The sequence below is a fragment of the Mesorhizobium hunchu genome (assembly GCF_040081975.1).
In the GTDB taxonomy this organism is placed as follows: Bacteria; Pseudomonadota; Alphaproteobacteria; order Rhizobiales; family Rhizobiaceae; genus Mesorhizobium; species Mesorhizobium hunchu.
Genome location: NZ_JBEBMG010000002.1, coordinates 612229 through 635912 on the forward strand (window position 1 = coordinate 612229; position 23684 = coordinate 635912).

20 protein-coding genes are annotated in these 23684 nt (G+C 64.3%); 6 read left to right on the forward strand and 14 right to left on the reverse strand.

Features of this window, described 5'->3' with window-relative positions:
* Nucleotides 1–183: 183 nt before the first annotated feature.
* From ABMA46_RS06470 to ABMA46_RS06490, 5 genes are all read left to right on the forward strand, one after another.
* Nucleotides 184–978, forward strand: coding sequence for a response regulator (locus ABMA46_RS06470; protein WP_348998476.1), 795 nt, complete (start codon nucleotides 184–186; stop codon nucleotides 976–978).
* A 90-nt stretch (nucleotides 979–1068) separates the two neighbouring features.
* The gene (locus ABMA46_RS06475) at nucleotides 1069–1233 is read left to right on the forward strand and encodes a DUF1328 domain-containing protein (RefSeq protein WP_348998477.1); all 165 of its coding nucleotides are present in this window, start codon (nucleotides 1069–1071) and stop codon (nucleotides 1231–1233) included.
* 168 nt (nucleotides 1234–1401) lie between these two features.
* Nucleotides 1402–2430, forward strand: a complete 1029-nt coding sequence (locus tag ABMA46_RS06480; RefSeq protein ID WP_348998478.1) for a sensor histidine kinase — start codon at nucleotides 1402–1404, stop codon at nucleotides 2428–2430.
* 92 nt (nucleotides 2431–2522) lie between these two features.
* Complete coding sequence (locus tag ABMA46_RS06485) at nucleotides 2523–2870, forward strand: hypothetical protein (protein ID WP_348998479.1); 348 nt, start codon at nucleotides 2523–2525, stop codon at nucleotides 2868–2870.
* Between the two features lie 83 nt (nucleotides 2871–2953).
* Nucleotides 2954–3202 carry a YMGG-like glycine zipper-containing protein gene (locus ABMA46_RS06490; RefSeq protein ID WP_348998480.1) on the forward strand — a complete coding sequence of 83 codons (249 nt, stop codon included), beginning with the start codon at nucleotides 2954–2956 and terminating at the stop codon, nucleotides 3200–3202.
* A gap of 131 nt (nucleotides 3203–3333) precedes the next feature.
* On the opposite strand, the gene ABMA46_RS06495 is transcribed toward ABMA46_RS06490, so the two are convergent.
* The 8 genes from ABMA46_RS06495 to ABMA46_RS06530 form a co-directional block, all read right to left on the reverse strand.
* Nucleotides 3334–4956: a CHASE domain-containing protein gene (locus tag ABMA46_RS06495; protein WP_348998481.1), complete on the reverse strand. Its 1623-nt coding sequence runs from the start codon at nucleotides 4954–4956 to the stop codon at nucleotides 3334–3336.
* A gap of 202 nt (nucleotides 4957–5158) precedes the next feature.
* Nucleotides 5159–5848, reverse strand: a complete 690-nt coding sequence (gene phoB / locus ABMA46_RS06500; RefSeq protein ID WP_348998482.1) for a phosphate regulon transcriptional regulator PhoB — start codon at nucleotides 5846–5848, stop codon at nucleotides 5159–5161.
* A gap of 17 nt (nucleotides 5849–5865) precedes the next feature.
* On the reverse strand, nucleotides 5866–6561 hold the full coding sequence (phoU, locus tag ABMA46_RS06505; protein WP_348998483.1) for a phosphate signaling complex protein PhoU: 696 nt from the start codon (nucleotides 6559–6561) through the stop codon (nucleotides 5866–5868).
* Between the two features lie 29 nt (nucleotides 6562–6590).
* Entirely contained in the window at nucleotides 6591–7397 is an 807-nt protein-coding gene (pstB, locus tag ABMA46_RS06510) for a phosphate ABC transporter ATP-binding protein PstB (protein ID WP_348998484.1), read from the reverse strand.
* Nucleotides 7394–8251 carry a phosphate ABC transporter permease PstA gene (pstA, locus tag ABMA46_RS06515; RefSeq protein WP_348998485.1) on the reverse strand — a complete coding sequence of 286 codons (858 nt, stop codon included), beginning with the start codon at nucleotides 8249–8251 and terminating at the stop codon, nucleotides 7394–7396. Before pstA ends, pstB begins: the two co-directional genes overlap by 4 nt.
* A 14-nt stretch (nucleotides 8252–8265) precedes the next feature.
* Nucleotides 8266–9243 (reverse strand): phosphate ABC transporter permease subunit PstC, encoded by a 978-nt coding sequence (gene pstC / locus ABMA46_RS06520; protein WP_348998486.1) that lies wholly within the window; start codon nucleotides 9241–9243, stop codon nucleotides 8266–8268.
* An 83-nt stretch (nucleotides 9244–9326) separates the two neighbouring features.
* Entirely contained in the window at nucleotides 9327–10388 is a 1062-nt protein-coding gene (gene pstS, locus ABMA46_RS06525; protein ID WP_348998487.1) for a phosphate ABC transporter substrate-binding protein PstS, read from the reverse strand.
* A 244-nt stretch (nucleotides 10389–10632) separates the two neighbouring features.
* The gene (locus ABMA46_RS06530) at nucleotides 10633–14304 is read right to left on the reverse strand and encodes a PAS-domain containing protein (protein WP_348998488.1); all 3672 of its coding nucleotides are present in this window, start codon (nucleotides 14302–14304) and stop codon (nucleotides 10633–10635) included.
* Nucleotides 14305–14505: 201 nt separating this feature from the next.
* Between ABMA46_RS06530 and ABMA46_RS06535 the strand changes: the two genes are divergently transcribed.
* Nucleotides 14506–14844: a hypothetical protein gene (locus tag ABMA46_RS06535; RefSeq protein WP_348998489.1), complete on the forward strand. Its 339-nt coding sequence runs from the start codon at nucleotides 14506–14508 to the stop codon at nucleotides 14842–14844.
* 60 nt (nucleotides 14845–14904) lie between these two features.
* Here ABMA46_RS06535 and ABMA46_RS06540 read toward each other — a convergent pair whose 3' ends face one another.
* The 6 genes from ABMA46_RS06540 to tkt all read right to left on the reverse strand — a co-directional run bounded on the left by ABMA46_RS06540 (nucleotide 14905) and on the right by tkt (nucleotide 23471).
* Nucleotides 14905–15639, reverse strand: a complete 735-nt coding sequence (locus tag ABMA46_RS06540) for a DUF899 domain-containing protein (RefSeq protein ID WP_348998490.1) — start codon at nucleotides 15637–15639, stop codon at nucleotides 14905–14907.
* Nucleotides 15640–15808: 169 nt separating this feature from the next.
* Complete coding sequence (locus tag ABMA46_RS06545; protein ID WP_348998491.1) at nucleotides 15809–16702, reverse strand: fructose bisphosphate aldolase; 894 nt, start codon at nucleotides 16700–16702, stop codon at nucleotides 15809–15811.
* Between the two features lie 148 nt (nucleotides 16703–16850).
* A complete protein-coding gene (locus tag ABMA46_RS06550) occupies nucleotides 16851–18047 on the reverse strand; it encodes a phosphoglycerate kinase (protein WP_348998492.1) in 1197 nt (398 codons plus the stop codon).
* Between the two features lie 113 nt (nucleotides 18048–18160).
* Nucleotides 18161–20080: a potassium/proton antiporter gene (locus ABMA46_RS06555; RefSeq protein ID WP_348998493.1), complete on the reverse strand. Its 1920-nt coding sequence runs from the start codon at nucleotides 20078–20080 to the stop codon at nucleotides 18161–18163.
* Nucleotides 20081–20280: 200 nt separating this feature from the next.
* Nucleotides 20281–21291 carry a type I glyceraldehyde-3-phosphate dehydrogenase gene (gene gap, locus ABMA46_RS06560; RefSeq protein ID WP_348998494.1) on the reverse strand — a complete coding sequence of 337 codons (1011 nt, stop codon included), beginning with the start codon at nucleotides 21289–21291 and terminating at the stop codon, nucleotides 20281–20283.
* A gap of 191 nt (nucleotides 21292–21482) precedes the next feature.
* Entirely contained in the window at nucleotides 21483–23471 is a 1989-nt protein-coding gene (tkt, locus tag ABMA46_RS06565) for a transketolase (protein WP_348998495.1), read from the reverse strand.
* Nucleotides 23472–23684 lie beyond the last annotated feature (213 nt).

Sequence of the window (23684 nt, forward strand, 5' to 3'; positions counted from 1 at the left end):
CTCTACACACAGGGCAAACGACACCCTCACCCGGTTGCCCGATTTGGCGATTAAACGCTTCTCATACAAATTCGTTCCCTGTCGATGGAACTTTTTTGCCAGATTGGCATTTTCGTTCCCAGGGACTTGCATCAAGCCTGACCTCAAGAAATTGAAACACGTCATCTGAGGGAGACGTTCCACATGAGTTTGTCCACTGCCATCGCGCCGCATCTGCCGTTCCTGCGCCGCTTCTCCAGAGCCGTCTCGGGATCGCAGGAAAGCGGCGATGCGTTGGTTGCAGCGTTGCTTGAAGCGATCATCGCCGATGTCGACATGTTTCCAAAGGCGTCGAGCGACCGGATCGCGCTTTACAAGGTTTTCGCCAAGCTGTTCACGTCGGTCGCCATCCGCGTTCCGCAATCCGAGCCGCAATCCGCCTGGGAGCAGCGCGCCGCCGCCAATCTGAACGCCCTGGCTCCCCTGCCGCGTCAGGCGTTCCTGCTGGTCTCGGTCGAAGGGTTCAGCGAAGCCGAAGCCGCTGAAATCCTCGACGTGGACGAGGACGAGTTTTCCAGGTTGCTGGTCGAGGCGAGCAACGAGATTTCGCGACAGGTGGCCACGGACATCCTCATCATCGAGGACGAGCCGCTGATTGCCATGGACATCGAGGAAATGGTGGAAAGCCTCGGACACCGCGTGGTCGGCACGGCCCGCACCCAGGCCGAGGCCGTCGCCATGTTCGCCAGGACGCATCCCCGCATGGTGCTGGCCGACATCCAGCTCGCCGACGGCAGTTCGGGCATCGACGCCGTCAACGAGATCCTCTCCTCGACGCCGGTGCCGGTCATCTTCATCACGGCCTTCCCGGAGCGGCTGCTGACCGGCGAGCGACCGGAGCCGGCTTTCCTGGTCACCAAGCCGTTCAATCCAGACATGGTCAAGGCGCTGATAAGCCAGGCGCTGTTCTTCGACCGGCAGGCCAAGGCAGCGGCCTGAGGCTGGACGCGCTCATGGCGCTTTTTCTCACGCAGACGGAACCAAGGCCGGCGCGCGGACGTTGTGGCGCAGCATTCTAAGGAGACGACCATGCTCTACTGGGCGCTAGTTTTTCTCGTCGTGGCGATCATCGCCGGAGCGCTCGGTTTCGGCGGCATCGCCGGGGCGTCCGCAGGATTGGCGAAGATTCTGTTCTTCATCTTCCTCGCCTTCCTGGTGATTTCCCTGCTTGCCGGTATATTCCGCCGGGCGTGACGCGAAAGATGGGAACGCTGGAAACCGCACCCCTCAAGCGGATTCCAGTCGCCGCCGGGCAGCGCTCCTCATGGAGAGCGGCCCGGCGGAACTGTTTCTGGGGGACAAGGGAGAAATCCCCGTGCGGCAAGCAGGCGGCCGGCTTATATCGGGGGCGAATGGTGGCAGATGAGCTCAGGGAACGGCGAGCAAGGAAAGAGTAAGGACGCGGAAGAGGTCGTGGCTCTGCCCGATGGGTCGAAGGACGATCAGCTTGGCCGTGCATTGCTGCATGCCTTGCGCAACGCCGGCATCGCCGTTCTTTATCAGGATCGGGACCTGAAGACCGTGTGGGCGCGCAATATGCGGGCGCCGTGGTTCGCCGATGACGGCGCGGGCGGTCTCCCTCCCTTACAGGCTGAGCGTCTGGCGGCCGCGCGCCGCAATGTCATCGCCACCGGAAATCCCGAACGCCTCGAACTGAGCGTCCCCGGCGAAGATGGCATGCGCTGGTTCGATATATGGGTGGACGCCGATTTCAGTACCGAAGGCGACGTCCAGGGGGTCATGACCACCAAGATCGAGACCACGGAGCAGAAGCGCCGCGAACAGGCTTTGCGCGCCCTGCTGCGCGAGCTCAGCCACCGGTCGAAGAATCTGCTCGCCATCATCCAGAGCATCGCTTCGCAGACCGGCCGCTATTCCGAGACCATCGCCGATTTCCTGGCGCGTTTTCGCGGCAGGCTCCAGTCGCTGGCGGCTTCGCAGGACCTGGTGACCTCGTCCAACTGGCGCGGCGCCGCGCTCAGAGAGCTTGTGGAAGGCCAAGTGGGTCGCTACAGCGCCGATTCCGCACACAGCCTTCGCTTCGAAGGCGTCAATCCCTTCCTCAATCCGAATGCCGCTCTCCACATCGGCCTTGCGCTGCACGAACTGGCGGTGAATTCGGTCAGTTACGGCGCCTTGTCCCACCCCGACGGATTCGTCGACGTATCGGCGGACCTGGGAAGCGACGACGACGAGGCGCCGGCCCTGTCGCTCATCTGGAGCGAACGCATCGAAAAAGACTCCCGCGGCAACGGCGCGAAGCGCTTCGGTTCCATCGCACTGGAACGGGTCGTCCCCGCTTCGCTCAACGGCAACGCAGCGCTCGACATCAACGACGACCGGCTCCAGTACCGGCTCACCGTACCACACGGCAATTTCGAGACCGACTGAGCGCGTCTCGAAGCAGGTATTGCTGCCCTATCTCCCGACGGAACCTTTCTCGTGCCATCTCCGTTTCTGGCGGCGAGAAAGGATTCCAAGTCATGGAACACGTCGCCGCCATCCTGCTGGTCATCGGTTGCTCCAACGACCTTTCCAGTTGCAAGGAACTTCCCGCCCCTGTCCCCGTCTTCGAGACGGCTCAGGAATGCGCGGATACCCGTCCCTTCGTGCTCGACGACATGGCGGGCCGGCGAGAGCGCGTCTTCGGCACATGCGTTGCCGTCGATCCCGCGCTGGAAGAGGAAGACGGGGAAATCGTCTGGGACATCAGCCCGGACGGCCGCATCGAGGCTTCGGTCGAGCGTCCGGGTTCGGTTGACGGTGACAGCCTTGTCGTGGCGTCTGCGGAGCCGGGTTTCGAAAAAGACCATGTTGGCTTGAAACGATAAAAATGCGACGTATGGCTTGAGCTTGCGCCGGCGGCTGGCCCGTCCCGTCAAGCGAGGGATTTTTAAAGCGAGAGGAGTTCTTCATGCGCAAGCTTATGTTGGCCGTGGCGGCGGTGGCGGCATTGAGTGGCTGCACCACGACGGAACAGGATGTCAGCGTCGGCACCGGCGCCGGAGCGCTGATCGGCGGCGCGATCGGCGGCTGGAAGGGCGCGGCCATCGGCGCCGCAGTGGGTGCGGGATCCGGCCTTCTGGTCCGCAACCTGCGCAACGGCTACTGTCAGTATCGCAGCCCGCGCACCGGTCGCATCTATACGGCCCGCTGCAACTGACACCCGGTTGATCGTCGGTAAGAACAGGGCATCGGCCAGCCGATCCCCTTTTTGCGTCCATAGTATCGCTTACCCTGTTGCCGACTAACAATGAACGCATATCGACGCGGCATCGGTGAAACGGTGCGGGTTCAGGCCGACAGGGGAATCCGGATGGCGACGCTCAGCCCGCCGGGCCGGAAGTCGCGATTGATGGTGCCACGCAATTCGCGCGTGATGTTCATGTCGATCAGCTTGGTGCCGAAACCCGTCCTCGAAGGCGCTTCCAGATCCGTCTGGCCTCTTTCTTTCCAGTCGAGGGCAAGCGTTCGGTGCCGTCCCAGCCCTTCCAGCCGCCATGACACGTTCAGCGCATCGATCGACTTCGCCGCCTCGCCATATTTGAGCGCGTTGGTGGCCAACTCATGGAAGGTCAGGCCGAGCGCCTGGGTGGTGGTTTCGTCGAGCAGCACCTGCGGTCCCGACAACAGGTTTTCGGGCAGCTCCTTGCCGAACACCTGGCCGAGTTCGATCCGCAACAGATCGCTGAGATCGGCTTTCTGCCAGCGCGATCGCGTCAGCATGTCCTGCGAAGCGGCCATCGCCTGAAGCCGCGCCGCGAAGGAGTTGGAGAACTCGTCTATATCTTTCGAGCCTGCCGCCGTCTGGCGCGCGATAGCCAGCACCCGGGTGATCGAATTCTTGATGCGATGCTTCATTTCCTGAAGCATCAGATCCTTTTCGAGCAGGCTCTTTTCCGAGCTTTCGTGCAATTGCGCGACAGCATCGTAGGCCCGCTCCTGATAGCGCGACACCAGCGCGATCGCGCTGGCCAGCAGCAGGCCGAAAATGCCGAGCATGATGGGAACGATCCGCGACGACGGCGCCGAAAACGCACTGGTCGGCCTGAACAGGATCGTCCATTCGCGCCCGGCCACCGTCATCTGCCGCGTCGCCAGGAGTTTGTCGCCGAACGCATTCGTCGGCGGTGTTTGCGAACGGAACATGAGATTGTCGGGATCGACGCGCCCGTCATAGACCTCGATATTCACCGGCAGCAACGGCGCGCGCCGAAGGGCCGCCTCGAACAGTTCCTTGGCGCGGAACGCGGCATACAGGAATCCGCTCGTGACGGTGGTCTTGGTGTCCACGACGTCCGGCGCGGTCGATACGGTCAGGCGCACGAACACCATAAAGCCTGGATATCCCTGCCCCGTGCCGGTGTTCTTGCCCAGCATCGTCAATCCGCTGGCGTGCTGCTCATCGTCGACCATGGCCTTCTGGATCGCCGCCCGGCGCACAGGATCGCTCATCATGTCGTAACCGATGGCGGTTCGGGTCGCGTCGTCCAGCGGCTCGAAGAGCACGATGGGCGCGCGCCACGCCAGGGTCGATGCCGGGTAGATGGATCGGTCGAGGCCCTGGTCGTCGCGCATCTCGCGTTCCGCCACGGCTTCATTTCCGGCCTTGACCAATCTCAGGAAGCCGATGCCGCGCAGGCCGGCGAAATTGCCGTCGACGTCCAGCGCATCGAAGAACGCCTTGAACTCGCTCTGCCTGATTTTGCCGTTGCGGGCGTCGAACAGCGCCTGCGTCGCCCGCAGCAGCGACAGATGGAGATCGACGCGGCTCTCTATGCGGTTCAGCGTATCGTCAGCCGTGGCGGCGAACTTGATGCGCGCCGCCTCCTGCGAGGCGAAAAAGGCGAAACCGGCCATGGCGAGGCTCACCAGGGCGACAGCCACAAACGCTGCGATGGGCAACAACTTCTTCAATTATCGGCGTGGTCCGCTAAAGGCTACGCCCTTCTTAGCAATCTGGCGCGTCAACACAATGGCTGGATATTGGGACAGCGATATCCGCAGGTCATGCTGACCATAGGCGATACCGGACGAAGATCCGCCGAGCGCCAGAGATGCGCGGCAGGCGTGCGGTAACCATCGTCGAGGAAGCGCTGCGCGCGCCAGGCGTCGCGGCTTAATCTTCTCGGATGGCGTAGCCGGCGCCGCGAATGGTGCGGATGACATCGGGCATCCTGCCGGTGTTGACCGCCTTGCGCAGCCGCCCGACATGCACGTCAACGGTCCGCTCGTCGATATAGATCGTCTCGCCCCAGACATTGTCGAGAAGCTGGCTGCGCGAGAAGACGCGGCCGGGATGCCGCATCATGAATTCGAGCAGCCGGAACTCGGTCGGGCCGAGCCTGATCTCGCTTTTCTTGCGGTAGACCCGGTGCTGCTCGCGGTCGAGCATGATGTCGCCCACCTTCAGCACGGACGACAGCACTTCCGGCTTCGCGCGGCGCAGCAGCGCCTTGACGCGCGCCATGAATTCCGGCGTCGAGAACGGCTTGACCAGATAGTCGTCGGCGCCCGTCTGCAGGCCACGCACGCGGTCGCTTTCCTCGCCGCGCGCCGTCAGCATGATGATCGGCAGGCGCTCCGTCTGCGGCCGCATCCTGAGGCGCCGGCAAAGCTCGATGCCCGACACCGCCGGCACCATCCAGTCCAGGACCAGCAGGTCGGGCGTGCTTTCCTGCAGCCGCACCTCGGCCTCGTCGCCACGCGTGACGACCTCGACCTGATAGCCCTCCGATTCGAGATTGTAGCGCAGGAGCACGCCGAGCGGCTCCTCGTCCTCGACCACCATGACGCGCGGTGCGATCATCGGTTCCAAACCTTGCCTCAGGCCGCCGCCGTCTCGTCCCGCTTGGGACGATTGGGCGGCAACTGTTCGCCTGTCAGGATATAATACGCATTTTCGGCGATGTTGGTCACGTGGTCGCCGATGCGCTCCAGGTTCTTGGCGCAGAACAAAAGATGCGTGCAGGCGGTTATGTTGCGCGGGTCCTCCATCATGTAGGTCAGGAGTTCGCGGAAGACAGCCGTATAGCGCGCGTCGATGCTCTCGTCGCTGGCGCGCAGCCGGGTAAGCGCGGCGGCGTCACCCGCTGCATAGTCGCGGATGACGTCGTCGACCTGTTCGAGCACCAGATGGGCCATGCCCTCGATCGAATGGGACAGGTCGCGCGGCACGGCGTTCTCGCCGACGGCGCCGACCCGCTTGGCAATGTTCTTGGCAAGGTCGCCGATCCGCTCCAGATCGCCGGCCATGCGGATCGCCCCCAGCACCGAGCGCAGGTCGTCGGCCATCGGCTGGCGCCGGGCGATCAGCGTGATGGCGCGGGAATCCAGCTCGCGCTGGCGCTCGTCCATGACGATGTCGTCGGAGACGACGCGCTGCGCCAGCGCGACATCCGCCGACAAAAGCGCCTTCGTCGCGCCGCCGACCATCGTGCCGGCCAGTTCGCCCATCCCGTCGATGATCTGCCCGATCTCGCGCAGATCGTCGTCGAAGGATGCAACCGTATGTTCAGCCATCTGCCTTCCCCGTTATCCGGTGCCGCCGCTCAGCCGAACCGGCCGGTGATGTAGTCCTGAGTGCGCTTCTCGCGCGGCGAGGTGAAGATCTTCTCGGTCTTGTCGAACTCGATCAGCTCGCCGAGATACATGAAGGCGGTCTTGGAGGAGACGCGCGCCGCCTGCTGCATGTTGTGGGTGACGATGACGATCGTGTAGTCGTCCTTCAGTTCGTCGATCAGTTCCTCGATCTTGGCCGTCGACAGCGGATCGAGGGCCGAGGCCGGCTCGTCCAGCAGGATCACCTCGGGCTTGACCGCGACCGTGCGGGCGATGCACAGGCGCTGCTGCTGGCCGCCCGAAAGCGACAGGCCGCTGGCGTCGAGCTTGTCCTTGACCTCGGTCCACAGCGCAGCGCGCTTCAGGGCATGTTCCACGCGCCCGTCCATCTCGGACTTCGGCAGTTTCTCGTAGAGCCTCACGCCAAAGGCGATATTCTCGTAGATCGACATCGGGAACGGCGTCGGCTTCTGGAACACCATGCCGATGCGGGTGCGCAACAGGTTGAGGTCCTGCGAGCGGTCGAGGATATTGCGGCCGTCGAGCAGGATCTCGCCGTCGGCGCTCTGGCGCGGATAGAGCTCATAGATGCGGTTGAAGCACCTGAGCAGGGTCGACTTGCCGCAGCCCGACGGACCGATGAAGGCGGTGACAGAGCGCGCCGGCAGGGACAGCGAAATGTCCTTCAGCGCCTTCGACTGGCCGTAATGGAAATTGAGGTGCCTGACCTCGATCTTGGCGGTCTCGGCGGCCGGTTCGGCGGCCACGTCGAGTTCGGTGGACAACATCGGTTTCATCTGTCCTCTCTGCGTCCGGTGAGGCTGCGGGCGAAGATCGAAAGGCCCAGCACCGTCAGGGTGATGATAAGCGCTCCGGTCCAGGCGAGCTGCTGCCATTCCTCATAGGGGCTGAGCGCGAACTGGAAGATGGTCACGGGCAGGCTGGCCATCGGAGCATTGAGATTGCTCGACCAGAACTGGTTGTTGAGCGCGGTGAAGAGCAGCGGCGCCGTCTCGCCCGAGATGCGGGCGATCGACAAAAGGATGCCGGTGACGATGCCCGACAGCGCGGCGCGGTAGGCGACCGAGCGGATGACGATCCAGCGCGGCGCGCCGATCGCCGTACCGGCCTCGCGCAGCGTGTTGGGCACCAGGTTCAGCATGTCCTCGGTGGTGCGCACCACCACCGGTATGACTAGGATCGCCAGCGCCACCGCGCCGGCGAGCGCCGAGAAATGGCCCATCGGGCGCACCACCAGTTCGTAGACGAACAGGCCGATGATAATCGAGGGCGCCGACAGCAGGATATCGTTGATGAAGCGCACGACCGTGGTCAGCTTCGAGAAGCGCCCGTACTCGGCCATGTAGGTGCCGGCCATGACGCCGACCGGCGTGCCGACGGCCACGGCGATGACCGTCATGACGACCGAGCCGTAGATGGCGTTGAGCAGGCCGCCCGCATCGCCCGGAGGCGGAGTCATTTCAGTGAAGACGGCGAGATTGACGCCGGCCAGCCCTTTCCAGACCAGCGCGCCGAGGATGAGGGCAAGCCAGGCGAGGCCGATGCCGGCGGCGACGACGCAGAGCGTCATCATCGCCGAATTGCGCACCTTGCGGCGGCTGTGAAGGGAGGTTGCGGCGGCGACGGTCATGTCGGTCTTCTCTCTCAGGCGCCGGCCTTGCGCTCAATCCGCATCAGCATGTAGCGCGCCAGAGCGAGGATGAGGAAGGTGAGGACGAACAGGATGAGGCCGAGGGCGACCAGCGAGGAGGTGTAAAGGTCGCCGTCGGCTTCCGTGAATTCGTTGGCGATCGTCGCCGAGATGGTGGTCCCCGGAGCCAGCAGCGAGGCCGAGATGCGGTGCGCGTTGCCGATCACGAAGGTTACCGCCATCGTTTCGCCCAGCGCGCGGCCGAGGCCGAGCATGACGCCGCCCATGATGCCGACGCGGGTGTAGGGAACGACGATGCGGCGCATCACCTCCCATGTCGTGCAGCCGATGCCGTAGGCCGATTCCTTCAGCACGGACGGCACCGTGTCGAACACGTCCTTGGTGATGGAGGTGATGAAGGGCAACACCATGATCGCCAGGATCAGCGCCGAGGTCAGCATGCCGATGCCGTAGGGCGGGCCGGCGAACACCGAGTTCAGCACAGGGATGTTCTTGAAGAGGGCGATCAGGAAAGGCTGGACCGTCGTCTGCAGGAACGGCGCAAAGACGAACAGGCCCCAGATGCCGTAGATGATGGAAGGAATGCCCGCCAGAAGCTCGACGGCGATGCCGATGGGCCGCCTGAGCGGACGCGGGCACAACTCCGTCAGGAAAATGGCGATGCCGATGCCGATCGGCACGGCGATCAGGATGGCGACGGCAGAGGTGACGACGGTGCCGTAGATCGGCGCCAGCGCGCCGAAATTCTCGGTAACGGGATTCCAGCTTTCCGTGGTCAGGAAGGCCGGCCCGAATTTGGACAGGGCTTCCCACGAGCCGGCGACCAGCGAGATCGCGACGCCGCTCAGGATCAGCAGGACGAGGATCGCCGCACCCTTGGCCGTATTATGGAAGATCGTGTCGGTAAGCGCGAAGCGGCGTACGGTCGCCTCTCTGTCGCGCATGGATTGCGCGGTGGCTACAAGCGTCATCCAGCCAATTCCCGTCCGGGTTCGATCAGGCGTTCAAGAGAGCCGCGGGGTCGGCAACACCGGCCCCGCGCACCCGTTCGGTCTCAGTTCGTGGCGGCGAAGAGCGGCTTGCCGTCGGCGCCCACGATGTTCTTGGCCCAGGTGTCCTCGATGCTGTTGACGACACCGTCCGGGATCGCGACGTAGTCGAGACCGGAAGCCATCTCGCCGCCCTTGTTGTAGGCCCAGTCGAAGAACTTGAGGGCTTCGCCGGTGGTGGCGGCGTCGTCGGGGGTCTTGTAGAGGACAACCCACGTCGAAGCCGTGATCGGCCAGGAGTCGGCGCCCGGCTGGTTGCCGAGGATCACGCCATAGCCCGGAACCGAGTTCCAGTCGGCGTTCGAGGCGGCGGCCGAGAACGAAGCCAGGGTCGGATCGACCTTCTTGCCGTCCCTGTTGATCATGTCGGTGAAGATCAGCTTGTTCTGCTTGGCGTAGGCGTACTCGACGTAGCCGATCGAGCCCTGCGTCTGCGCGACGTTGTTGGCGACGCCTTCATTGCCCTTGGCGCCGATACCGACCGGCCATTCCAGAGCGGTGGCGACGCCGACCTTGTCCTTCCACTCGCCGTTGGTAGCGGCCAGGTAGTTGGCGAAGTTGAAGGTCGTGCCCGAACCGTCAGACCGATGGACCACGGCGATGGCGAGGTCGGGCAGCTTGGCGTCGGGGTTCAGTTTGGCGATGGCCTCGTCGTTCCAGTTGGTGATCTTGCCGAGGAAGATGTCGGCCAGCGTCGCGCCGTCGAGAACCAGCGAGCCCGGCTCGACGCCCTCGATGTTGACGACCGGCACGATGCCGCCCATCACGACCGGGAACTGCACAAGGCCGGTAGCCTCAAGGTCTTCGCCGGAGAGCGGCGCGTCGGTGGCGCCGAAAGTCACGGTCTTCGCCTTGATCTGCTTGATGCCGCCGCCGGAACCGATCGACTGGTAGTTGAGGCCGGTGCCTGTCTCCTTCTTGTAGGCATCGGCCCACTTGGCGAGGATCGGGTAGACGAAGGTCGAGCCGGCGCCCGTGATGTCGGCGGCATAGGCGGCGGAAAGGGTGAGGGTTGACGCCGTGGCCATTGCGATCGCAACGACCGACGCGCGGAGGAAATGTCTCATTGAGCCTGCTCCTGTCGGACTGGTCTTTGGCGCTTTTGCCAGCGCCCGAGCGAGGCCATAGCCACCGTTTGTTACAGTCGCATGACAGTTCCGTGTCGGTCCGATAACGGTTCTTATGCGGCAACGGCGTCGTGTTGAAACGCGAGCGTCAGGAGATGTTGTGAATCAGCGGCTTGCCTGCGCAGGCCGGCGTCCAGCGAGAATTCTCGCTCGGAATGAAATACTTTGCCCGGGAAACGGCCTGTCAGGCGCGGCGTTTCGCGCCAGCCGCCTCGCCCAGCCAGCGCGCGACTTTTTCAGACAGCGCCTTGGGGCTGATCGGCTTGGGCAGGTAATCGTCCATGCCGGCGTCCAGGCAGCGCTCGCGGTCGCCCTTCAGCGCGTGCGCCGTCACGCCGATGATGGGAACATGCGCGCCCTCGATTGCCTCGCGCCGGCGGATTTCGCCGGTCGCCTCAAGCCCGTTCATCTCCGGCATCGAGACGTCCATCAGGATCATGCGCGGCTTCAGCTTGAAACAGGCCTCCAGCGCTTTGCGGCCGTTGCCGACGATCTCGAAACTGCAGCCGGTCTCTTCGAGGATCTGTGTGAACACGAGCTGGTTCACCTCGTTGTCCTCGGCGACCAGTATGTCGACGCCGTGCGCGCCGGCCGGTGCCGCCGCGGCTGAAACAGCCGGACCTTCGGGCGGCGCGGCCGTGTCTTTCGCCGGCGCGGCCTGCTCGTGGTCGATGACGATCATCTCCTCCGGTGCCGGCCGGGTCTTCGCATGATGGCGCTGGATGGTGGAGACCAGCGTTTCCAGCAGGGCCGACGAGCGCGCCGGCTTGATGAGCTGCGCGTCGATGCCGAGATCGCGGTAGCTGGCACCGCCGAGCGACTGGTCGACGGACGTCAGCATGATGATCGGCGTATCGGCGAGCCCTTCCGTGCCGCGCACGATCCGCGCCATTTCGGCGCCGGTCATGTTGGGCATCTGGTAGTCGAGCACGATGCAATCGACCGCCACTCCGTAGGCCGCTGCCGCGAACAACACTTTCAATCCTTCCGCGCCGCTTTCCGCCGCGCAGGAATCGAACCCCCACGACGCCATCTGTTCGCTCAGGATGGAGCGGTTGACGGCGTTGTCGTCCACGATGAGCACGCGCGCCCCGGTGACGTCGATCGGCATGGCCTTGCGCCTTTCCTGCTGCTCCGCGCTCGGCAGGGTGATGGTGAACCAGAAGGTCGATCCCTTGCCGTCCTCGCTCTCGACGCCGATCTTGCCGCCCATCAGGTCGACAAGGCGTGAGGTGATGGCCAGCCCCAGCCCGGTGCCTTCGTGGCGACGGGTGGACGAGGTGTCCACCTGGCTGAATTTTTCGAACACCAGCTTCAGCTTGTCTTCGGGAATGCCGATGCCCGTATCGGTGACGGAGACCGTGAGCCGCGTGGCGTTCGGCAGCTTGTCGCCGCGGACATCGACCAGCACATGACCCTTGTCGGTGAACTTCACCGCGTTGCCGAGAAGATTGGTGACGATCTGGCGGATCCGGCCGACATCGCCGACGAACATCTTGTCGAGGCCCGGCTCGACCCGCACGATCAACTCCAGGTCCTTTTCCTTGGCGCGCGTGGAGACGAGCGTCGCCACGTCCTCGATCGCCTCGGCGAGGTTGAACGGCGCCGGGTCGAGCACGAGCTGGCCGGCGTCGATCTTGGAGAAATCCAATATGTCGTTGATGATCGTCAAAAGCGCGTTGCCCGACTTCACGATGATGTCGGTAAAGGTCTTCTGCTTGGGATCGAGCTCGGACTTGGCGAGCAGCTCGGCCATGCCGAGCACGCCGTTCATCGGCGTCCTGATCTCGTGGCTCATATTGGCCAAAAATTCCGATTTGGCCCGGTCGGCCAGCACCGCGCGCTGCTGCGCTTCCTTCAGCTCCGCCTCGCGCTGCTTGAGAAGCGTGATGTCGGTGGTCGAGCCGATCAGGTAGAGCGATCCGTCCGACGCGATCATGGCCCCCTTGCGGGCGAACTGGTGACGGACGGAGCCGTCGGTTGAGGTGACGGTCTCTTCGATCTCCTGCGTCTCGCCGGTCCGCAGAACCGCGAGATCGCCCTCGACGAGGGCTTCGCCGTCAGGCCCGAATATCTCGATATCGGTCTTGCCGGTCGCCTCTTCCTTGGAGATTCCCGTCAGCTCGCACCAGCCCTTGTTGACGTAGAACTGGCGCAGGTCCGAGCGCTTGGCGTAGATCGAGACCGGCACGTTGTCGATGAGCGAGCGGAACACCTCGTTTTCGCGCATCGATTCCCTGAGCGCCGTCTCGCGGTTCTTCAGCTCGGTGATATCGACCCTGACGCCGATGAACGTGCCGTCCTGCGTGCGCGTGTCGTAGACCTGATACCAGCGCCCGTCCGGACCGAGCCTTTCGGAGACCCGCCTGCGGGCATGGTAGTTCTCGATCTGCCGGGCCACCCAGGCCTGTGGATCGGTATCGTAGAGCGCGTCGGTCTGCGGGTCACCGATCTCGCGGAAATAGCCGGCGGCATGGGCGTTCTCCATCGCCTCGCGCAACGTGGCGCCAGGCCGCCACGCCTTTTCGAGAGCGGGCAGCGATTCCTGCAGCCTGCGGTTCGCCAGAACGAACCTGTCGTCACGGTCGTAGATGATGACGCCGGCCGGCAGCGATTCCAGCACGCTGGCGAGTTGGCGGCGCGCTTCCTCGGCTTCGACTTCACGGCGTTTCAATTCGCTGACGTCGAAAATCGACGCCGCGAGATACACCTTGCCGCTGGACGTTTCGAGCCTGTTCTTCCGAACGATGCGGGCGCCGGAAACAGGACCGGAAGTGTAGGTCGATTCCACTTCGAGAATCTCGCCGGTATCGAGTACCTTGCGTTCCGAGGGCTCGAACATCTGCCGTTCGTGGACAGGCAGAAGACTGGCGTCGTTCTGTCCCGGTATCCGGTCCGGCGTCGTGCCGACGAGATCGGCGAAGGCCTTGTTGGCGAGAACGAAATTCAGGTCCGCGTCCTTGACGAACACCGGGCTGGGCAGGCTGTTGATGACGGCCTCGGCCAGCTTGGCCTTCTCCAGCGCCGCCGCCAGTTCGGCCTCATGCCGCTTCATCTCCGTGACGTCGTAATAGGAGACGAGGCGCTTGCCGCCGGAAAGCGCGGTCACGGCATAGATCATGACGCAGCCGTCGGCGCGACTGAACTGACGAGGCGCCACGGTTCCGGCGCGGATTTCGTCGAGCCGCGCGGACACGTAGCCGTCCCATCCCTCGTCCACGACGTCGTAGATTCCCTTGTGGCGATTGACGTCCATCAAGGCGCGGAACGGGTCGCCGACGCCGACCTGCTCGGGCGTGACCTTCCAGATATCGTAGAAAGCGCGGTTTATGAGCTCGGCGTTCAGGTCGGCATCGAGGATGACGATGCCCATGTCCACCACGTCGATCGTGCGCTGGAGATCGGAGAGAAACTCGTTCGATCGCTCCGCGGCCGATACCAGTTCCGTCTGGCGCGCCTGCTGCTCGGTCACGTCCGTGCAGACGGAGATGGTACCGCCTTCCACGTCGCGCATCTCCCGGTGCATGATGCTGCGGCCGTCCGCGAAATGGATCGTCGTGGTGAATTGCCGGCCGGCGCGGCGCTTTCCCAGAATGGCGCCGCTCCACTCGGCCGCGCTCGCCCCCTTCAGGTCCCAAAGGCCGCGCGAAAGACCGGCGTCGATCATGTCGGCGAAACGCGAGCCCGGGTGAATGACGTCCGCGATGCCGGCATACATGTCCAGCATCGCCTCGTTGTGGAAGACAAGAACGTCGTTCGAATCGTAATAGCAGAGCGCTTCGTTCATGGCATTGAGCGCGGCCATCATCCGCTCTGCCTGACCACGCCCGCCCAATGCCTTGCTGCTCGCCTTCACTATCCCCACCCGTCCGGAACAGGACCCCTCCGCGGCCCGCCGGCGACTGTGCACGAGAGGCGTTAACGATCGACTAACCTTAACAACGACGAACCTTTACCGGACATCGAATGTCATCGGCTTCTTACGAAGGGTTTGCCACCAGAATGGCTCAATCGTGACGTAGAAAAACCGTATCCGTAAACAGGGGGAGCTTTACGTTTGCGCAAGATGGTGTTGACAGTGCTGGCCGGCATGGCGCTCACCGCGCAGGCCGCATGCTCGCGCACCGACGACGGCTCGGTGACGGTTGCGCGGCCGCTCGATGTCGGACGGTTCTGGAAAAGAGACCCGGCGCCGCCGGCGACGCCTCCCGTGCAAAGCGGCCTGCAGGTTTTCCCAACCACGCCCGCTCCCTCGGTGACACGCTCGCGCGGGTCCGTATCACCCAGGAAAAGCAGGCGGCGCGCCTCCGCGCCGCCGCCTCAGGTCCCCGCCAAGCCGCTGGCCTGCCGCGATGCGGTGAATTCCAGCGGCCGCATTCACGTCGTCTGCGAATAGCCGCTGCGTCGGGCGACAGCCGGACCGCAGCGGCAGACATGCCGGTTCCGGTTTCGAGGCTCAATGGCAACAGCCCGCTTCCGCCCCGTCCGCGTCGTCATATTCGTCGTGCAGCCGCACCCATGTCATCAGGCCGCGCTGGTCTTCCTGCCGGCCTTTCGGCGTCAAGTCGAGATAGTCGTAGGTGGTGATCAGCGGCTCGCCGCCCCGCGCGCGCGTCGTGAAGGTGAGATAGACGCAACCGTCGTCGCCGATCGTGAAGACGGTGGCGCCCGGCAGGTCGCGGGAGGTCAGCGGCCGCTTCTCGAAATTGTAGACGGTCTCGCCTTCGGCGATCTGCCGGTCGGTGAAGGAGACCTGCATGTCGAAATTGAAATCGCTGGCGAAGGACGACACCCAGTCGAACGTCCAGCCCATGCGATGCTTGTAGGGGAGCAGTTCGGAGAGCGGCGCACGCGAGACGACGACGAGCGACACGTCGTTGTGCCTGAGATGCCGGTCGGCGCCGTCGATATGGTCGGCGAGGAAGGAGCAGCCTTCGCAGCGGTAGTCCGCATTGGGCGCAAACATGAAATGATAGACGATGAGCTGGCTTTTCCCCTTGAACAGGTCCGGCAGCTTTTCCGGCCCGCGCTCCGTCTCGAAGACGTAGTCCTTGCGAATCTTCAGCCAAGGCAATTCGCGCCGTTCGGCGGCGATTTTCTCGCGCAGATGCGTGAGTTCCTTCTCGCGCGCGAGGTGCGCCTTGTGCGCTTCGAACCACTCTTCCTGCGAAACCGTTTTCGGACGGGGCATGGGCCGTTCTCCTTTGTCGACGCCCCAAGGACGTTCGGGAAAGCCGCCAGCCGACACATCCTGCCACGAAAAACACGAGAGACGAAAAAAGCCCGGGCGCGAGGCCCGGGCCGAATGGATGTTTTTTTATCTGTGCCGAGAGCCGCGCGGTGCCGGCTATCTGCACTGATTATCCTTTGACGCTCGACGCCTCGAATATGCTGTCGATCGCATTACCGAGGGCGGTGTTGAACTGGTCGTCGCTCTGATTGACCGACAGGCCCTCGGTCAGCGCGCGCGAGAAGGAGGCGATCATGCCGTCGTTCTGCTTCAGCTTGGCGTTCGCCTCGTCGCGGGAATAGCCGCCGGAGAGCGCCACCACACGCATGACGCGGGGATCTTCGGTCAGCGGCTTGTAGAGGTTGGCCTTCGTCGGCAGGGTCAGCTTCAGCATGATCTGCTTGCCCGCCGGCACGCCGTCGAGATGCTTCCTGATTTCCGCCAGCAGGATGTCTTCCGCTTCCGCCTTGTCGGGGATCGAGATCGTCACCTCCGGTTCGACGATCGGGACGAGGCCATGCGACAGGACCTGTCTGGCGACGTCGAACTGCTGGTCCACGATCGCCGCGATGCCCTTCGGGTTCGCCGCGTCGATCACCGAGCGTTCCTTGGTGCCGAATATCCCCTTCGCGACGGCGCGCTCCAGCAACGCGTCGAGATCCGGCATCGGTTTCATCAGCTTCACGCCGTCCTTCGCCTCAGTCAGGCCCTTGTCGATCTTCAGGAAGGGCACGACATGGCGCTTCTCCCACAGGTACTGGGCGGTCGGCGTACCGTCGATGTCGCGGTCCATCGTCTGCTCGAACAGGATGGCGCCCATGATCTTGTCGCCGGTGAAGGCCGGTGACTTGATGATGCGCGTGCGCATCTTGTGGACGAGGTCGAACATCTGCGCCTCGCTGGACCAGGCGCTTTCATCGACGCCGTAAAGCTTGAGCGCCTTCGGCGTGGAGCCACCCGACTGGTCGAGCGCCGCGATGAAGCCGTCCTTGTGTGCGGCCTGCGCGGCCATGTCCTTGTTCATTTCATTCTCCCGGATTCTCCGTCAGGGCGCATAACAGAAGAATTTTTGCGATGGAATGCAGCCAAAGTCCCTGAACCGATTGAAAGACATCACTTGCGATGTGGAAGTGTTTCACCCCGCCGCGCAACAGGCAAGCCGAAGATGGCGATCAGGCCTTGAGCACCTCGACGCCGGGCAACGGCTTGCCCTCCATCCATTCGAGGAAGGCGCCGCCTGCGGTCGAAACATAGGTGAAGTCGTCGGCCACGCCGGCATGGTTCAGCGCCGCCACCGTATCGCCGCCGCCGGCGACGGAGACGAGCTTGCCTGCCCTGGTGCGCGAAGCCGCGTGCCTGGCCGCCGAGACGGTCGCCGCGTCGAAGGGCGCGATCTCGAAGGCGCCGAGCGGGCCGTTCCAGACCAGCGTGGCGGCGCGGTCGATCCACTGGTTGACGGCCTCGACGGTCTTCGGACCGACATCGAGGATCATCGCGTCCGCGGGCACCTGATCGACGGCAACCGTCTCGCTGGCGGCGCCTGCCTTGAACTCGCGCGCGACGACGGCATCGGAAGGCAGGATGATGGCGCAGCCCGCCTCGGCCGCCTCGATCATGATCTGCTTGGCGGTCCCGGCAAGGTCATGCTCGCAAAGTGACTTGCCGACATCGGTGCCGCGTGCGGCCAGGAACGTATTGGCCATGCCGCCGCCGATGACCAGCGCATCGACCTTTTTGACCAGGTTCATCAACAGGTCGATCTTGGTCGAGACCTTGGCGCCGCCGACGATGGCGATCACCGGCTTGACCGGATTGCCGAGGCCCTTCTCCAGCGCTCCCAGTTCCGCCTGCATGGTGCGGCCGGCGAAGGCAGGCAGGAGATGCGCCAGCCCTTCCGTCGAGGCATGCGCCCGATGCGCCGCGGAAAAGGCGTCGTTGACATAAAGATCGCCATTGGCCGCCAGTTGCTCGGCAAAGGCCGGGTCGTTCTTTTCCTCGCCCTTGTGGAAGCGGGTGTTTTCGAGGAGCAGGATGTCGCCGTTCGTCATCTTCGCCACCGCGGCGGCGGCTTCCTTGCCGACGCAATCGGCGGCGAAGGCCACCGGTTTGCCGATGATGGCCTCGACGGCGGCGGCGATCGGATCGAGCGAGAATTCCGCAGCCGGCGCGCCCTTCGGCCGGCCGAAATGCGCCAGCAGGATCACCTTGGCGCTCTTTTTCGAAAGCTCGTCGATCGTGGGCACGACGCGTTCGATACGCGTGGTGTCGCTGACCTTGCTGTCGGCGACCGGCACGTTGAGATCGACGCGCAGCAGCACGCGCTTGCCCTTGACGTCACCGATATCGTCGAGTGTCCTGAAGGCGGCCATGTCGTACCCCTGTTGTGAAACGGGCGGACCTTACCCTGCGCCGCGCCCGATGCAAGGGCGGCGACGCAACGGCAAAAGAAGAAAATGCCGCAGGGGCCCGTGCCGGGCCAAGCTCAGGCGTTGCCGGAGGCTCCCTGCGCATGCGCGTCCGTTTCGGGTGGAGACGAACCCTCGTCCAATGCTGCCGCGGCCGTGCCGGCGGCCGCTGGCTCAGGCGCGCCCTTGGCAGATCCGCGCCATCTGCGCACCAGGTCCCGCACGGCATCCCAGAGTTCGCCGGCGGAGAGGAACACAGGCACGCGCGCCACCGGGGCGGTCGGCTCGAAGGACAGGCCGAGCGACGTGATGCGCCCCTTGTCGTCGACGTCGCGCACGATCAGTTCGACCGGACCCAGTGAAACGCGGTCGGCATATTCGGGCTTGCCGTCGAGCCGCTGCGCGACCAGTTCGCCGACCGCCAGCTTCCTGTCTTCCTCGTCGAGGCCGGTCCCGTACGCGGCCTCCAATTCCTCTGCCGGCCGGGCCGGATCGACGGCGAAGGCGCCGAAGAAATCGGCGTCCTCCGGATCGACCACCGCACGCGAGGCGAACAGGCGGTCGAGAAGACGCGGATAGCGGTCCGGCACGAAGATGTAGACGTTGTCGCCAGCCTGCAGCCTGCCTCTCTCGGGGAAGCGCATCGAACGCCCGTCGCGGACCACCAGCGACGGGCGCGCCCAGCGTGGAATACGCTCGCCCCGCGCCACCGGACTTCCCGCGACGACGCGGTAGGCCAGCAGTTCGTGATGTGCGGAGCCCGGCAGTTCGAGCTCGACCTTGTCCAGCGGACCGATGCGCGCCGGCACGATCAGCCCGAGCCGGCGGGCCAGCGGGCCGATCGTCCAACCCTGCACGACCAGCGAGACCAGCACGATGATGAACGCGGCGTTGAAGATCAGCCGCCCGTGCTCGAGGCCGCCCAGCACCGGGGTGATCGCAAGCAGGATCGAGACCGCGCCGCGCAGCCCGACCCAGGACACGAAAGCGACCTCGGGACGCGGCAGCCGGAACGGCATCAGGCACAGCCAGACCGCGACCGGCCGCGCCACGAAGATCAGGATAAGGCCGAGACCGACGGCCGGAAGCAGGATTTCCGGAAACTGCGAGGGCGTTGCGAAAAGGCCGAGCACCAGGAACATGATGATCTGCGCCAGCCACGACATGCCGTCCTGGAAACGCTTGAGGATGGTGACGGCGCGGATGTCGGAATTGCCGGCGATCATGCCGGCGATATAGACCGCCAGGAAGCCCGAGCCGCCGGCCGCGCCCGCCGCCGCGAAAACCATCAGCGACAGCGTCAGCACGAAGATCGGCAACAGGCCGGCATCGAGTTGCAGCCGCTCCACCAGCCGCACGATGCCCAGGCCGCCGAGCACGCCGATCAGCGCACCCAGCCCCATGTTGATGAGGAAGCCGAGCACCAGGTCCGTGGCCAGCATCTTGGTCTCGGGATGCGCGCCGATCGCGATGACCTCCACCAGCGTGATGGTGAGGAAGATGGCGATCGGATCGTTGGAGCCAGATTCGACTTCCAGCACCGAGCGCACGCGCTCGCGCAGGTTGATCTCGCCGGCGCGCAGCAGGAAGAACACCGCCGCGGCGTCGGTCGAGGCCACGGAAGCACCGAGCAGGAAGGATTCCAGCCAGTCCAGATCGAGCAGGTAATAGGCCGCGACGCCGAACAGGCCCGTCGTCATCACCACGCCGACGGTGGCGAGCGAGACCGCCGGGCCGGCCGCCTGGCGCAACGCCTTGAGCGGCGTGCCGAAACCGGAATCGAACAGGATGACGGCCAGCGCCAGCGATCCGATGAAATAGGCCACCCGCGCATTGTCGAACTGGATGCCCAGACCGTCCGCGCCGGACGCCAGGCCGATGCACAGGAAGAGCAGCAGCAACGGAGCGCCGAAGCGAAAGGCGATCAGGCTCGAAAACGCGGCGGCGACCACAAGGCCTGTGCCGACAAGCGTCACGAGATAGATCGCATTCTCCATGCGCTATTGTCCCCCTCAGTCCAAGACTTTTGGCTTTACCCTAGAGTGGGGCCAAGGCATGGCCGCTGCAAGGCGGACCGATGTTTTTTATGGCCTTGCGCGGCATTTTTGCCGGGCAGGACCGTCTGTCCGCCGCTCGTTTCGTCAAAAGAAAACGCCCGGCGCTGCCGGGCGTTTCGGATGCGCGAAATCCCGACCGGTCAGGCGATCGTCTTGGCGAACACCGCCGTGACGTCGGCCATGCGATTGGAGAAGCCCCACTCGTTGTCGTACCAGCCGAGGATGTTGACGAAGTTGCCGTCCATCACCTTGGTCTGGTCGAGCAGGATGGTCGCCGAATGCGGATCATGGTTCAGGTCCGACGAAACCAGCGGATGGCGCGTATAGGTCATCACGCCCTTCAGCCTGCCGTCGGAGGCGGCGATCAGCGCGTCGTTGACCTCCTGCACCGTCGTCGGGCGCTTGGCCACGAATTTGAGATCGACCAGCGACACGTTCGGGGTCGGCACGCGGATCGAGATGCCGTCCAGCTTGCCCTTGAGCTCCGGCAGCACCAGGCCGATCGCCTTTGCCGCGCCCGTCGAGGTCGGAATCTGCGACAGCGCCGCGCCGCGGGCGCGGTAGAGGTCCTTGTGCATCGTGTCCAGCGTCGGCTGGTCGCCGGTGTAGGAGTGCACGGTCGTCATCATGCCCTTCTCGATGCCGACGAGGTCGTGCATGACCTTGGCCATCGGCGCCAGGCAGTTCGTGGTGCACGAACCGTTGGAGATGACGATATGATCCTTCGACAACTGGTCGTGGTTGATGCCGTAGACCACGGTAAGGTCGGCGCCGTCGGCGGGCGCCGACACGATGACGCGCTTGGCGCCGGCGGCCAGATGCGCGGAGGCCTTCTCCTTGGAGGTGAAGATGCCGGTGCATTCCAGCGCGATGTCCACGCCGAGGTCCTTCCAGGGAAGCTGCGACGGATCCTTGACGGCGGTGACCTTGATCTTGCCCGAACCGATCGAGATCGTGTCGCCGTCGACCGCCACCTCGTGCGGGAAGCGGCCGTGCACGCTGTCGTAGCGCAGCAGATGCGCGTTGGTCTCGACCGGGCCGAGGTCGTTGACGGCCACGATGTCGATGTCCTTGCGGCCGCTTTCGTAGATGGCGCGCAGGATGTTGCGGCCGATACGGCCGAATCCGTTGATGGCAACTTTGACGGTCATGTCTTTCTCCCTGGGAGGTCCGGTCCCTGAAGCCGTTCGGCTCCGGTGAAGTCCGGGCTTGTCATAGCGGCGAAGCGTGCAGGAATCCAGCCGCTGTCATCCGCAATCTAAATCGATTTATCCCTGCGTGAGTTGAGCCAGGGACGCGTCCCGAGCCGGCCACGAGGCCCGTCGGAACGCGCCCGCGACCTTTACTTTGCATGCAGCCGCTTCTCCGCCGCCTCTGCCGCAGCCTCGGCGGTGATGCCGAAATGCGGATAGAGTTGCTCGATCGTGCCGGACGCGCCGAAACCCTTCATGCCGATGAAGATGCCGTCGGCGCCGATCAGCGCGTCCCAGCCCTCGCGGATGCCGGCCTCGATGGCCATCTTCAGGCCCGCCTTGCCGAGGGTCTTCTCGCGATAGGCTTCGTCCTGCGCGGCAAACAGCTCGAAGCAGGGAACCGAGACCACCCGCGTCGGATGGCCGTGCCCCTGCAGGAGCTTGCGGGCGCCGAGCGCGATCTCGACTTCGGAGCCGGTGGCGAAAATGGTCACCGCCGCCTCGCCGCCTTCGGCGCCTGCCAGTTCGTAGGCGCCCTTCGCGCACAGGTTCTCCTTCACGAATTCGGTGCGCAGCGCCGGCAGGTTCTGGCGGGTCAGCGCCAAGGTCGACGGCGTCTTTTCGCTTTCCAGCGCGATCTGCCAGCATTCGGCCGCCTCGGTCGCGTCGGCGGGGCGCATGACGTTGTGGTTGGGGATGGCGCGCAGCGCCGCGAGATGCTCGACCGGCTGGTGCGTCGGGCCGTCCTCGCCGAGGCCGATGGAATCATGGGTCATGACGAAGATCGAGCGGATGCCCATCAGCGAGGCCAGCCGCATCGACGGCCGCGCATAGTCGGAGAAGCACAGGAACGTGCCGCCATAGGCAATAACGCCGCCATGCAGCGTCAAGCCGTTGATGGCGGCGGCCATGCCGTGCTCGCGGATGCCGTAGTGGACGTAGCGCTGGCCGTAGTCGTCGGGCGTGATGTTCTTCGTCTGGCTGGTCTTGGTGTTGTTGGAGCCGGTCAGGTCGGCGGAGCCGCCGATCGTCTCGGGCAGGAAGCCGTTGATGACCTCCAGCGCCATTTCCGACGACTTGCGGGTGGCAACCTTCGGCTTGTCCTCGGCCAGCTTCTTCTTGTAGTCGGCGATCACGCCGTCAAAACCCTTGACCAGCTTGCCGGACATGCGGCGCTCGAACTCGGCCTTCTTGTCGGATTTGGCGAGTCGGCCCTCCCAGTCGGTCCGGGCCTTGGCGCCGGCCTTGCCGGCATCGCGCCACGCCGAAAGGATTTCGGACGGAATCTCGAAGGGCGGGGAGTCCCAGCCGAAGAACTTGCGCGCACCGGCGATTTCCTCGGCGCCGAGCGGCGAGCCGTGCGCCTTGTTGGTGCCGGCCTTGGTCGGCGCGCCGAAGCCGATGGTGGTCTTGCAGGCGATCATCGTCGGCTTCTGCGAATGGTGCGCCGCCTCGATGGCGTAGGCGATCGCCTCGGGGTCCATGCCGTCGACATGGCTGGCGTTCCAGCCCGACGCCTGGAAGCGAGCGACCTGGTCGGTATTGTCGGCCATCGAGACGGGACCGTCGATGGAGATGTTGTTGTTGTCCCAGAACACGATCAGCTTGTTGAGCTTCAGGTGCCCGGCCAGCGAGATGGCCTCCTGCGAGACGCCCTCCATCAGGCAGCCGTCGCCCGCCAGCACATAGGTGAAGTGGTTGACGAGGTCGTCACCGAAGGCCGCGTTCATGATGCGCTCGCCGAGCGCGAAGCCGACCGAATTGGCAATGCCCTGGCCGAGCGGACCGGTGGTGGTCTCGATGCCGGTTGCGTGGCCGTATTCGGGATGACCGGCGGTCTTCGACCCGAGCTGGCGGAAATTCTTGATCTGGTCGATGGTCATGTCCTCATAGCCGGTAAGGTAGAGGAGCGAATAGAGCAGCATCGAGCCATGGCCCGCCGACAGGATGAAGCGGTCGCGGTCGGCCCAGTGAGGATTCTTCGCGTCGAATTTCAGGAACCGGGTGAACAGGACGGTAGCGACGTCGGCGCAGCCCATCGGCAGACCGGGATGGCCGGAATTCGCCTTCTCGACCGCATCCATCGAAAGGAAGCGGATGGCATTGGCCATCCGGTCATGTTGTTCGCGCGAAACCATGGTTCCTCCTGGCAGACGGTTCGGGAAAGATGCTGCGACACATAGCAGGCGGCACGGCTGAGTCAATAAAACCTAAATCGATTTAAATCGTTTAAACCGTTATGAACGCTCATCTTGCGTCCTCACTTTGCCGTTAGCGGGGGACAGTCGCGACGCCTTTATTGACGGGCCATTCAACCGCCGCCTAATGTTTTGCGAACTAAGACGTTGAAT